Source organism: Stenotrophomonas sp. YJH_SMC_122 (assembly GCF_059369535.1).
In genome coordinates this window covers 142,751-155,098 of sequence record NZ_JCAFST010000009.1, presented here as the reverse complement: position 1 = coordinate 155,098, position 12,348 = coordinate 142,751, and the positions used below count along the sequence as shown (strand labels likewise).

Here is a 12,348-nt window from a genome sequence, read left to right as displayed (position 1 = left end):
GCGGTTTCCGCGAAGCCTGCGGCTTGCCACCTGCATCGATTGGCGGCACGCTTGGCGGATGCCCAATACTCCTTCGCCGCTTTCCGGTTTCGCCTTCGTTGGCGAACCGTTGGAGCGCGCCGATGCCCTGCGCGAAGATGCCGATGCACTGGCACGCCTGTGGCCGGGCGCGCGCATCCTCGTGCTCGATCAGGACGGCAGTGCCTTCACCGGCGATGACGACCAGCCGCTGGCGCTGACCGGCGCCGACATCGGCGGTGGCCCGGGCGCCGCAGTTTTCCTGGGGCTGCGCGGTGATCAGGCATGGTTCTCGGTTGAAGCCACCAATGTCACCGTGAACGCGCCACGCCGACTCGATCTGCGCCAGGCTGCGTTGTTGTGGCCGATGGCCGATGCCACCGCTTTCAGCTATGCCCGTGGCATGTCCTACTGGCACTCGCGCACCCGCTTCTGCGGCGTATGCGGCGGCGCGGTGGCGTTTGCCCGTGGCGGCTTCGTCGGCCGTTGCGCGCAGTGTTCCACCGAACATTATCCGCGCGTCGATCCGGCGGTGATCGTCGCCGTGGAAAACCAGGGCCGGCTGCTGCTTGGCCGGCAGTCGAACTGGGCCCCGCGCCGTTACTCGGTGCTGGCCGGCTTCGTCGAACCCGGCGAGACCTTCGAGCAGACCGTGGTGCGCGAAGTCCATGAGGAGAGCAAGGTGCGGGTGACCGCCTGCCAGTACCTCGGTTCGCAGCCGTGGCCGTTCCCCGGCGCGCTGATGGTCGGCTTCCGTGCACAGGCGCATGACGACCTGCCGACCGTGGATGGCGAGCTGGAAGACGCGCGCTGGTTCAGTGCCGACGAGGTCGGCGCCGCGTTGGCGCGCGATGTGGAGGACGACGGCCAGGGCATCCGCCTGTCGCCACCGATCTCGATTTCGCGGGGCCTGATCGAACACTGGTACCGCCAGCAGCGAGGCTGAGTCGGCGTTTCGGCAGGGCCGGTCGTGGCAGCTGTATTGCCGCCACCTGAACACGGCCCGGGTTACAGTCCGGTTCACCCGCGAGGGCACCGCTGCGACAGGTAAGGTAGCGACGCCGAGCGTTCTGTTTCGTAGGGAGACCTGCCATGTTCACCACTCTGGCCGCCGTGCTGGTGGCGCTGGCCCTGGGCCACGTTGCCCCGGCCGTTGCCGCCTCGATGCGCCGTTTCGACGGCTTCCGGCGCTGGCTGGGCTGGCTGGACGCGCGTGGTGGCAAGGCCTGGCAGGGACCGGCTGGAGTGGCACTGGCGCTGCTGCCGCCGCTGCTGCTGATGGGGCTGCTGGCGTGGCTGCTGCGCGGAGTGCTGTTCGGCCTGCCGTCGCTGCTGCTGGGCGTGGCTGTGCTGGCCTGGTGCTGGGGGCCGCGCGACCTGGATCGTGATATCGAAGCGATCATTGATGCGGACGACGCCGCGACGCGGCAGGCCGCCGTGCGCAATCTGCAGGCCGCCGGTGGCAGCCTGCGCGAAGATGTGCCGTCGCTGGTCGAAGCGACCGTGCTCAATGCGCTGCGTCGCTGGTTCGCGGTGCTGTTCTGGTTCCTGCTGCTGGGCCCGGCCGGTGCGCTGGGCTACCGCTTGCTGGCGTTGATGGCGGAAAGCCCGATGCGTGCTCGCGTGCCGGTGGAGCCGCTGGCGCTGGCGCAGCGCCTGCTGGGCTGGATCGAGTGGCCGGTAGCGCAGCTGATGGCGTTCTCGATGGCGCTGGTCGGCAACTTCGATACGGCGTGGAAGGCCTGGCGCCAGGCCCATGGCGAACGCTTGGCCGGCACCATCGGGTTCCTGGGCGCGGTGGCGCGGGCCAGCGTCAACGCCGAGCTGCGCGAGGACGCGCACGATTACACCGAGGCGGGGCTGTTGCCGGTGTGGCAGCGGCTGCCGGACCTGCGTGATGCGATGAGCCTGGTGTGGCGGATGCTGCTGCTGTGGCTGGCGATCCTCGCGTTGCTGGTGATTGCAGGTTGGGTGACGTAGTTGTTTTGCAGGGCTTGCAGCCCTGCACCTGCAGAGGCCAAAGCCAAAGCCAAAGCCAGAGCCAAAGCCAGAGCCAAAGCCAAAGCCAGAGCCAAAGCCAGAGCCAAAGCCAGAGCCAAAGCCAAAGCCAAAGCCAGAGCCAAAGCCAGAGCCAAAGCCAAAGCCAAAGCGGCTCTGGATTGCTGAGGGTTGGGCGGGGCGGTGTGGGGCTGCAGGACACGCCGTAAACCCGTCCCTGGGGGCTCGATGGCGCCATCCATGGCGCCAACGGTCCTGCTGCCCCACACCGCCCCACCCCCGACAGTTTCCCGGTGACGGTGGGTCAACCGCGACTGCCGGTGGGTGTCCACCTTGGTCGACACGGTCGATCCACGCCATGCGTGGATACAGAGCGAAGCGATCCGCTTCCGCTTTTGATCTTCTCTTTCTTTTCCGTGGTGGACGCACACGGAAACTGTCCGTGGCCGGGCGGGATGGGTTTGCGGGGGTGTCCGCGGCATGGATGCCGCGGCCAAGCCTCCACGGACGGATTCACGGCGTCCCCCGCAAACCCATCCCGCCCGGCCAACCCCAGGGCTTCTGCCTTCAAACGCCGCCCACCACGAGGGGCTGCGGCCGTTGGCTGGAAACCTAGATCGGTGCCAGTGCAGTGAACGGTGCCCACGGCAGGTTGCGCAGCAGCGCATACCCGGGCAGCACCCAGAGCCAGAACGTGGGATTGGCCAGCACCCGCATCAGCGGGTCCAGCAGGCGCGGACGGATGCCGGCGACGTTCAGCAGCATCAGCAGGAGGAAGGGCAGGCTGATGACCAGCAGCGGGTTCATCGCCATCGCGCCGGGCAGGTCGAAATGGACCAGCGAATACAGGCAGCGGGTGCTGCCACAGCCCGGGCAGTACAGGCCGGTCAGCGCGTACAGCGGGCAGCTCGGCAAGGGATTGCCGGCGACATACGGATTGACGTTGCGCAGCACCAGCGCGGCACCGGCGGCCAGGCCGGTGGCGGCCAGCAGCGGTGCCCAGCGGGCCAGTCGGGATCGGGTGGGCAGTGCGGACATGCAGCAACGGATCCGGCGCAGGCGCCGGATCCGTCCACGCGGATCAGTAGCCGCTGTTGCTCATCGCACCCATGCCGCCGAGAGCGACGATCAGGATGCCGTACAGCACGCCGACCACGACGGCGGCAATGGCCGACCAGATGGCCCACTTCTTGGCCTTGGCCGAGGATTCCTGGGCACCGGCGATGTCGCCAGCGGCCAGCTTGCCGTTGACCTGGGCGGCGTAGACGATCGACACGATGCCGGCCGGCAGGCAGCAGAACAGGGTGCTCAGGATGGCCCAGACCAGATTGTTCGGGACCTGCGGAGTGGCGGTATTCATGGGTTCAAGCTCCTTGATGGGTGGTGGTGGTGAATCATTGGTCGGAAAGAGCGCCCAGTACGGCCAAGCCGCCGAACAGCCCGAACCACAACAGCAACAGGACCGGCAGGGCCACGGCCGAAGCCACCGCCCACCAGCCCGCCTTGCGCGACGCGCTGTAGGCCCCCGGCAGGTCGCCGGCCGCGCGGCGGCCATCGACCTGGGAGGCATAGACGATCGACACCACGCCCAACGGCAGGCAGCAGAACAGCGTCGTCAGGATCGCCCAGACCAGATGGTTGGGGATGTAGACCGGACGGCTGAGCGGTGGCGGTTGATTCAAAGCAAGACTCCATTCCTTGGTGGCCGGCCATGGTGCATTGGCCGAACCTCCCCCCTGTGGGTGCGTAATCTACCTCAACCTGCGCTGCATGTATGCGTTTACAGTCAGATGGTGGAGTGTGTGGCCCGTGACTGGGCGCTATTTGACGGGCCTCTGCCATGAAACAGAGGCCGTCATTCCAAGGATTGGGGCTATCGCCTGGAAGGGCTACCGGCGGCCGCTGGGCCGGTCAGGCGTGATCGCCACGCAGGGCCCGTACCTGCGCCTCCAGCACCGGGGCGCGGGTGGCGTGGCCATCGACGGCCGGTGCCGCCACGACCTCGACGGTAGCGCGGAAACGGCGCGGCACCCGCATGCGGCCGAGGCGGCTGTCGCGGCGACTCCACATGCTCGACCACATGCCGCGCAGGGCCATCGGCACCACCGGCACCGGCCGCCGCTCGAGGATCTTCTCGACGCCGGACTTGAACGGCGCCATCTCCCCGTCGCGGGTCAGCGCACCCTCGGGGAAGATGCAGACCAGTTCGCCTTCGGCCAGCGCAGCGTCGATCTCGTCGAACGCGCGCTGCATCAGTGCCGGGTCTTCGCGAGCACCGGCGATCGGGATTGCCTTGGCGGTCCGGAAGATCCAGCGCATTACCGGGATGTTGAAGATCCTGTAGTACATGACGAAGCGCACCGGGCGCGGAATCGTCGCCGACAGGATCAGCGCGTCCATGTAGCTGACGTGGTTGCAGACCAGCAGTGCGGCGCCTTCGTCGGGCACGTTGGCCTCGATGCCGTGCGGGCGCAGCCGGTACAGGGTGCGCACCATCAGCCAGCTGAGGAAGCGCATCAGGAATTCGGGGACGATGGTGAAGATGTAGATCGCCACCAGCGCGTTGGCGATGGCCAGCGCCAGGAACTGCTGCGGAATGGTCCAGTGCAGCAGCTTGTGCGCGGCCAGCGACAGCAACGCCGCAGCGACGATGAAGCCCGAGTTCTGGATGTTGAGTGCGGCGAACACGCGCGACATCTGCGCCTTCGGCGTGCGGCTCTGGATCAGTGCGAACAGTGGCACCACGAAGATGCCGGTGAACAGGCCGATGCCGACCAGGTCGATGACGATGCGGATGCTGCCGGGCTGCTGCAGGAACGGCGCGATGGTCAGTCCGTGCACCGTCGCTTCGCCGCTGCGGGCGAAGTACAGGTCGAGCAGGAACGCGGTCATGCCGAACGCGCCCAGCGGTACCAGGCCGATTTCCACCGTACGGGCTGACAGCTTCTCGCACAGCAGCGAGCCGACGCCGGTGCCCACCGAGAACAGGGCCAGCGCGAAGATGTACAGGGTCGGCTGGCCGCCCAGGTTGGTCACCGCGTAGGCCGGCAACTGCGAGGTCAGCACGGTGCCAACGAACCAGAACCAGGACACGCCCAGGATCGAGTTGCGCACGGCCTTCTGCTGGCGCGCCATGCGCAGTACCGCCAGCGATTCCGGCAACGGGTTCCAGTTGATCTTCAGGTTCGGATCGCCGGCATCGACCCTGGGAATCAGGCGCGCGGCGATGTTGCCGCAGATCGCCAGGGCGATGATCGCGCACGCAGCCACCACCGTGCCGTGGCTGCCGGCCACGGTGAACACCAGGCCGCCGACGATCATGCCGGAGAGGATCGACATCGAGGTCCCCATCTCGACCAGGCCGTTGCCGCCGGTCAGTTCCTCGGGCCTGAGCACCGACGGCAGCACCGAATACTTCACCGGGCCGAACAGGGTCGATTGCATGCCGGTGCAGAACAGGGCGACCAGCAACACCGGCAGGCTCTGGGTGAGGAAACCGGCGGCCGCCAGCGACATGATCACGATCTCCATGGTGGTGGTGATCACGATCAGCCGCGATTTTTCCAGCTTGTCGGCGATCTGCCCGGCCAGTGCCGAGAACAGGAAGTACGGCAGGATGAAGATGGCCGGTGCCAACGTGGCGTACAGCCCGAGTTCCTCCTCTGGCACGGCCATGAACAGCAACATGCTGATGATCGCTTGCCGGTACACGTTGTCGTTGAACGCACCGAGCGCCTGTACGACGAAGAACGGCAGGAAACGGCGCTGGCGCAGCAGGGCAAACTGGTTGTGACCGGACATGGAACCTCCTTGACCGGCGCAGCCTAGCATTCCTGCCCATCCGCTGTGGGTGCGGACCTGTGGGTGCGGACCGTTGGTCCGCACACCTGCCAGCACCCTCAGACGATATCGTCGACCACGCCGCCGTCCACGCGCAGCGCTGCCCCGGAAGTCGCCGAGGCCTGTGGCGAGGCCAGGTACACCACCATGTTGGCCACTTCCTCGACCGTAGCGGTGCGCTGGATCACCGAAGACGGCCGATGCGCCATCACGAACTCGCGGCCGATCTGCTCCAGTGGCTTGCCGCTGCGCCGGCGTTCATCCTCGAACATCGCCGCGAAGCCGTCGGACAGGGTCGGGCCAGGCAGCACCGCGTTGACGGTGACGCCGCTGCCGGCCACGCGCTTGGCCAGGCCGCGCGACAGTGACAGCTGCGCGGTTTTGCTGACCCCGTAATGGATCATGTCGGCCGGGATGTTGCGCGCCGATTCGGACGAGATGAACAGCACGCGGCCCCAGCCGGCATCGACCATCGCTGGCAGCAGCGCACGCGACAGGCGTACGCCGGACATCACGTTGGTCTGCCAGTAGCGCTCCCAGGTGGCGTCATCGGTCTGGAAGAAATCCTCTGGGCCGAAGATGCCGGCGTTGTTGACCAGGATGTCGATCTTCGGCAACCCAGCCAGCAGCGTATCGACACCGGCCGCATCGGAGAGGTCGGCGGCGATACCGAGTACGTCGGCTCCCGGCACGGCCGCGAGCAGGTGCCGGCGGGCGCGCTCGACGCTGTCGGTGCTGCGGCCATTGAGAACGACCCGCGCACCAGCGCTGGCCAGGCCCTGGGCGATGGCCAGGCCGATGCCGGCGGTGGAGGCGGTCACCAGCGCGGTGCGGCCGCTGAGTTCGATTTTCATGGTGATGATCCGGGGCGGGAGCTGCCCAGTATCCGCGTGGCGGCGTGATCGAACTGCATCGCCAGGTGCAACGCGCCGTTGCACGCAGCGCAGCAGATCCACGCCGTGCGTGGATGGGACGCCCGATCAGCGATGAGGGATCAGGTCAGGTTGGTCACCGCCTCATTGGCCGCTGCACGCACCTTCGGCAGCATGCGCAGTACCAGCGCCATCTGGGTACGGATCAACTGCAGTTTCGGCGGCATCGCCTCGTCGATCTGCTCCAGCTCGGCGGCCACCGCGCGGTCGGCGTCGTTGTCATCTTCCGCGACGGGTTGCCGCGCGGTCAGCGCCGTCGCCAGCTGCTGAAGTGCCTTGCGCACGCGATCGCCCGCGGCCAGCGCCAGTGGATCGCCAGCGTAGCTGTCCACCTGGTCGCGGTGCGCACCCAGCGCCGACAGATGCCCCAGCAGCGTGTTGGACAGCGCCAGGAAGCGGAAGCCGGCATCCAGGTTGCGGCGCACGTGGCCGGGTTCGCGCAGCATGTTCGACAACGCGGTGGACAGCGCGGCGTCGGCGTTGTGCATGTCGCGGCGGGCGATGCGGTAGGCCAGGTCGTCGCGCATGCCGCTGCGGTACTGGCCCAGCACCGAATCCAGGTAGCGAGCCGCAGTGTCCAGCACGCGTGCCAGGACGAGATGCAGCTGGCGCCCCTGCCAGTCAGGCAGGATCAGGAATGCTGCCGCCGCTGCGATCGCGCAGCCCAACACCGTATCGACCATGCGCGGCACGATCAGCACGAAGCCATCGCCGATCAGGTTGAAGCAGGTCAGCGCCATCACGGTAATCGCGCCTGATGCCACCAGGTAGCGGTCGGTGCGGGTGAAGAAGAACAACAGTGCCGACAGCAGTGCGATCAGCAGCTGTACGTGCAGCTGCGGGAACAGCTGCAGCAGCGCCCAGGTCAGCACCAGTCCGGCGACGGTGCCGACGATGCGCTGTGCAAGGCGCTGGCGGGTGGCGCCGAAGTTGGGCCGGCACACGAACACGATGGTCAGCAGTACCCATGAACCATTCTGCGCATTGAACAGCCGGATCGCTGCAAAGCCGGCGATCAGCGCCAGTGCCATGCGCAAGCCATGGCGGAACAGCACCGAGCCGGGCGTGAGCTGCTGGCGGATGCGCACGCCCATCTCGCGCAGGGTATGCGGGTTGCTGTCGCGCAGGCGGGTGTCGACGTTGTCCAGGCTGGCTTCGGAACGTTCGGCATCCAGCAGGCGGCGCTCGATGCTGCGCAGGTTGTGAACCAGCAGGTCCAGCGAGCCGAGCAGGCGCTGCCACTGCGGGCGCTGCTGGTCACGCAGGTAGGCCAGCGCGTCGGCCAGGTCGCGCCCGGCCTGCTGGTTGCTTTCGCCGTATACGAACGGACGACGCAGCCGGATCGCCTCGCCCAGGCGGGCACAGGCCTGGCCCTGCAGGTCGAGCAGGCGCTGGCAGCGGTAAAGCACATCGCTGTGGAAGAAGGCGTCCACCAGCGCGCCATACGGGTAGTGCGAGGAACTGGCGCGCTCGTGGAAATCCTGCGCCATGTAGTACAGGCGCAGGTACAGGCCGGAGTTCACCCCGGGCCGGCCGGAGCGGCCGAAGCGGGCCAGGATCGCTGTCTTGGCCTCGTTCAGTGCACCCACCACACGGCGGTTCTGTTCGGCCAGGTCGAGCTGGCGACGTTGCAGGTCGGCTTCGCGCACCGGCTCGAACAGCGCAGCCTTCAGCTGCAGGTAGCGGCCCAATTCAAGGTACAGCCGCGCCACGCGTTCGCGCACCGGCCGGTTGGCGAACAACGCGGTCCACAGGATCGACAACAGCCCGTACCAGACCGCACCGGCCAGCAGATGGCTGACCGCCTCCAGTGCGCTGTGCAGGTCGCTGGCACCATGTTGTTCCAGGCCGATCATCGTGTAGATCGCCAGCGTCACCGTGGCCTGGGCAATCGATGCGTAGCGCTCGCCGAGCGCGCCAAGCAGGGTCAGACCGAAGGTGGACAGTGCCAGCGCGCCGATGAAGATCCACGGCCACGGGAACAGCCAGATCACCGAAGCCGCCGCAATGCAGAAGCACAACAGGGACAACACCACGGCCTTGGTCCGGCCCCACCAGTTGTCGTCGGTTTCTGCGATGGCGCTTGCGATGATGCCGAGGAACACGCCGGGCAGGGCGGTCAGCGCCTCGAACTGCCAGCACACGGCCACGGCCGCGGTCAGCGCGATGAACACGCGCAGGCCGTAGCTGGCCTTTTCGTGGGCCCACAGGCGGCTGAGGCGGGAGTGGCGGGCGGACATGCAGGCTCGGTGGAAGGGTCTTCCACCATTATTGCGGGTGCAGGGTGAAGGGGACAGCCTGCGCAGGAATACCGGTAGTGCCGGCCGCTGGCCGGCAGATTCGCTGTACGGAGGAAGCCGGCCAGCGGCCGGCTCTACCCGTAGATCCACGCCATGCGTGGATGGGCTCTACTACGCCTGCTGCGCGCGCTTGAGCAGCTTCGCTTCGCGCCTGCGCGCGCGACGGGTGCGCCAGCGCTCGGCCAGGCAGGAGAAGATCACGTACAGCGCCGGCGTACTGAGCAGGGTCAGGCTTTGCGAGAACAGCAGGCCGCCGATCATCGCGATGCCCAGCGGGCGGCGCAGCTCGGACCCTTCACCCAGGCCGATCGCCAGCGGCACTGCGGCCAGGATCGCGACCATCGTGGTCATCATGATCGGGCGGAAGCGCACGATGCTGGCCTCGCGTGCGGCATCGCGCGGCGCCAGCCCATGCTCGCGCTGCGCCACCAGTGCGAAGTCGATCATCATGATCGCGTTCTTCTTGACGATGCCGATCAGCAGCACCAGCGCGATCATCGAGATCACCGACAGCTCGGTGTTGGTGCCGAACAGGGCCAGCAGCGCACCGACACCCGCCGCCGGCAGCGTGGACAGGATGGTGACCGGGTGGATCAGGCTCTCGTAGAGCATGCCCAGTACCAGGTACACGGTCAGGATTGCGGCGAACACCAGGATCAGCATGTCGCTGGGATCGGAGTTGAAGCCGAAGCCCGCATCGTCGGCCAGGCGGATGTCGCCGGGCATGCGCATGCCGGCCACGGTCGCGTCGATGATCGCCTTGGCCTCGCCCATGCTCACGTTGGGAGCCAGGTTGTAGCTGAGGTCCATCGTCGTGTACTGGTTCTCGTGGGTGATCTGCGATGGGGCCAGGCCAGGCATCTGCGTGGCCACCGCGGTGATCGGCACCATGTCGCCGTTGCGCGCACGCACGTAGACCTCATCCAGCGCCGCCGGGGTGGCGGTCTGCGAGGGCAGGGCATTGACCACCACGCTGTACTGGTTGATGTCCGAATAGATGGTGGAGATCTGGCGCTGGCCGAACGCACCGTACAGCGCGCCGTCGATGGCGCCCACCGTGATGCCCAGGCGCGCGGCCTTTGCGCGGTCGATCTGGATGTTCTGGCGCAGGCCGGCATTGTCCACGTCGGTGCCGACGTCGCGCAGCTTCGGGTTCTTCTTCAGTTCCGCCTGCAGCTTGGGCAGCCATTCCTGCAGTGCGGCCAGGTCGTTGCCCTGCAGGGAAATGCGGTATTGCGCGCCCTGGCTGGAACCGCCGCCATCGTTGCTGGGCAGGTCCTGGATCGCGCGCAGGCGCAGCTGCAGGTCGGGATAGCGATCGGCCTTGGCGCTGAGTCGCGCCAGCGCATGTGCGGTGGTTTCGCGGCGGCCGTCGCTGCGTGATTTCAGCTCGATGTTGAACTGTGCACTGGAGCCCTGGCGGCCGCTGCCCAGGCGTACACCCACCGTCTTCACCGCCGGGTCGGCCATCAGCATGTCGGTGATGCGGCGCTGGCGCGCGACCATGTCCTCGAACGACACGGTGGCGCTGGAGTTGGCGCGGCCCCAGATCAGGCCGGTGTCCTGTGGCGGGAACGCACCCTTCTTCACCTCCCCGAACAGGAAGATGGTGACGCCGATCAGGATCAGCGGCGTCAGCGACAACAGCAGCGCGTGGCGCAGCGAGAAGTCGAGGAACACGGTGTAGATGCGCAGCATGCGCTCGTGGCCGGCGTCCAGCCAGCGGCCGAAACGCGACGGCGGCGCGCTGTGGTCGTGCGCACTGAGGAAGCGGCTGCACAGCGCCGGGGTCAACGTCAGCGAGACGACCATCGAGACCACGATGGCCGCCACCAGGGTGACGGTGAACTCGCGGAAGAACGCACCCATCATGCCGCTGGCGAACAGCAGCGGGATGAACACCGCCACCAGCGAGGCGGTGATCGAGACGATGGTGAAGCCGATCTCGCGCGCACCGGTCAACGCCGCCTGCATGCGCGGCATGCCCTCGTCGAGGTGGCGCATGATGTTCTCGATCACCACGATCGCATCGTCGACCACGAAGCCGATCGCGATCACCAGCGCCAGCAGGCTCAGGTTGTTCAGGGTGAAGCCCATCACGTACATCACCAGCGCGGCGCCGGCCAGCGACAGTGGCACGGTCACCGCCGCGATCAGGGTGGGGGCCAGCCGGCGCAGGAACAGCGCCATGGTCAGCACCACCATCGCCAGGCTGATCAGCAGGGTGATCTGCACTTCATGCAGCGACGAACGGATGGTCGGCGTACGGTCGAAGTACGGCGTCAGCGTGGTGCCCGGCTGCAGGTAGTCGCGCAGGGTGGGGATCTGCGCCTTGACCCGGTCCACGGTCTCCACGATGTTGGCGCCGGCACGGGTGAACACGTACATCACCACCGCCGGCTTGTGGTCGAACCAGGCCGCCTGGTAGGCATCCTGCTGGCCGTCGTAGACGTTGGCGATGTCCTTCAGCCGGATCACCCGGCCGTCGCCCTGGGTCTTGACCACCAGGTCGGCGAAGTCGGCGGCGCGTGCCACCGAGTCGTTGGCGATGATCGCGGTGGTGGTGTTGCCATCGCTGAGGAAGCCGGTGGGCGAGGTCACGTTGGCCGCGCGCACCGCGTTGCGCAGGTCATCGGCAGTCAGGCCCAGCGCGTTCATCAGGCGCAGGTTGACGTCCACGCGCACCGCCGGCGTCGACGCGCCAGCGATGTCGACCGAGGCGACGCCGCTGATCTGGCGGATGCGCTGCGCCAGCAGCGAATCGGCGACGTTGTACAGCTCATCGGCCGACTGCGTCTGCGAGGTCAGCGCGATGGCGATCACCGGGTCGTCGTTCGGGTTCGCTTTCTGGTACATCGGCGAGCCCATGCCCGAGGGCAGGTCGGCCTGTGCCGAGTTGATCGCCGTTTGTACATCCAGTGCCGCCGAATCGATGTTGTGGCCGCTCTGGAAGATCATGAACACCAGCGAGCTGCCTTCCGAGCTCGACGAGCGCATGCGGTCGATGCCCGGCAGCTGGCCGAGGTGGCGTTCCAGCGGCGCGGTGACCGTCGAGGCCATGGTCGCCGCGTCGGCGCCGGACTGGCTGGCATGCACGAAGATCACCGGGATCTCGATGTTCGGCAGTGCCGATACGCCCAGGCGCAGGTAGCAGATCAGGCCGACCATGAACAGGCCGATGGCCAGCAGTGCGGTGCCGATCGGGCGGCGGATGAAGGGACCGGACAGGTTCATCGTGCGGCCGCCCACGGCAGCGGGGC

9 protein-coding genes are annotated in these 12,348 nt (G+C 67.3%); 2 read left to right on the top strand and 7 right to left on the bottom strand.

The features are described 5' to 3' along the window. Window positions 1-58: 58 nt before the first annotated feature. Together nudC and ampE are read left to right on the top strand one after the other, a co-directional pair. Window positions 59-964, top strand: coding sequence for an NAD(+) diphosphatase (nudC, locus tag AC5P66_RS13655; RefSeq protein ID WP_049415385.1), 906 nt, complete (start codon window positions 59-61; stop codon window positions 962-964). 146 nt (window positions 965-1,110) lie between these two features. Then, a complete protein-coding gene (ampE, locus tag AC5P66_RS13650; RefSeq protein ID WP_099495301.1) occupies window positions 1,111-1,998 on the top strand; it encodes a regulatory signaling modulator protein AmpE in 888 nt (295 codons plus the stop codon). Between the two features lie 630 nt (window positions 1,999-2,628). Here the strand turns inward: ampE and AC5P66_RS13645 are convergent. The 7 genes from AC5P66_RS13645 to AC5P66_RS13615 all read right to left on the bottom strand — a co-directional run bounded on the left by AC5P66_RS13645 (window position 2,629) and on the right by AC5P66_RS13615 (window position 12,322). Continuing rightward, a complete protein-coding gene (locus AC5P66_RS13645) occupies window positions 2,629-3,054 on the bottom strand; it encodes a DUF2752 domain-containing protein (protein ID WP_049410657.1) in 426 nt (141 codons plus the stop codon). Between the two features lie 43 nt (window positions 3,055-3,097). Continuing rightward, on the bottom strand, window positions 3,098-3,376 hold the full coding sequence (locus AC5P66_RS13640) for a CD225/dispanin family protein (protein WP_005419785.1): 279 nt from the start codon (window positions 3,374-3,376) through the stop codon (window positions 3,098-3,100). Between the two features lie 34 nt (window positions 3,377-3,410). Next, the gene (locus AC5P66_RS13635) at window positions 3,411-3,698 is read right to left on the bottom strand and encodes a CD225/dispanin family protein (protein WP_005419784.1); all 288 of its coding nucleotides are present in this window, start codon (window positions 3,696-3,698) and stop codon (window positions 3,411-3,413) included. Between the two features lie 229 nt (window positions 3,699-3,927). Beyond that, window positions 3,928-5,817, bottom strand: a complete 1,890-nt coding sequence (locus tag AC5P66_RS13630; RefSeq protein WP_049410662.1) for an MFS transporter — start codon at window positions 5,815-5,817, stop codon at window positions 3,928-3,930. A gap of 98 nt (window positions 5,818-5,915) precedes the next feature. Continuing rightward, window positions 5,916-6,710 (bottom strand): SDR family NAD(P)-dependent oxidoreductase, encoded by a 795-nt coding sequence (locus AC5P66_RS13625; RefSeq protein WP_049439061.1) that lies wholly within the window; start codon window positions 6,708-6,710, stop codon window positions 5,916-5,918. A 140-nt stretch (window positions 6,711-6,850) separates the two neighbouring features. Continuing rightward, a complete protein-coding gene (gene yccS, locus AC5P66_RS13620) occupies window positions 6,851-9,028 on the bottom strand; it encodes a YccS family putative transporter (RefSeq protein WP_049439062.1) in 2,178 nt (725 codons plus the stop codon). 171 nt (window positions 9,029-9,199) lie between these two features. Then, window positions 9,200-12,322: an efflux RND transporter permease subunit gene (locus AC5P66_RS13615; protein ID WP_099494578.1), complete on the bottom strand. Its 3,123-nt coding sequence runs from the start codon at window positions 12,320-12,322 to the stop codon at window positions 9,200-9,202. Between the last annotated feature and the right edge of the window lie 26 nt (window positions 12,323-12,348).

Bases quoted from the DNA above. Each gene is read 5' to 3' on its own strand.
- nudC (WP_049415385.1), top strand. From the start codon at position 59: ATGCCCAATACTCCTTCGCCGCTTTCCGGTTTCGCCTTCGTTGGCGAA.
- ampE (WP_099495301.1), top strand. From the start codon at position 1,111: ATGTTCACCACTCTGGCCGCCGTGCTGGTGGCGCTGGCCCTGGGCCAC.
- AC5P66_RS13645 (WP_049410657.1), bottom strand. From the start codon at position 3,054: ATGTCCGCACTGCCCACCCGATCCCGACTGGCCCGCTGGGCACCGCTG.
- AC5P66_RS13640 (WP_005419785.1), bottom strand. From the start codon at position 3,376: ATGAATACCGCCACTCCGCAGGTCCCGAACAATCTGGTCTGGGCCATC.
- AC5P66_RS13630 (WP_049410662.1), bottom strand. From the start codon at position 5,817: ATGTCCGGTCACAACCAGTTTGCCCTGCTGCGCCAGCGCCGTTTCCTG.
- AC5P66_RS13625 (WP_049439061.1), bottom strand. From the start codon at position 6,710: ATGAAAATCGAACTCAGCGGCCGCACCGCGCTGGTGACCGCCTCCACC.
- yccS (WP_049439062.1), bottom strand. From the start codon at position 9,028: ATGTCCGCCCGCCACTCCCGCCTCAGCCGCCTGTGGGCCCACGAAAAG.
- AC5P66_RS13615 (WP_099494578.1), bottom strand. From the start codon at position 12,322: ATGAACCTGTCCGGTCCCTTCATCCGCCGCCCGATCGGCACCGCACTG.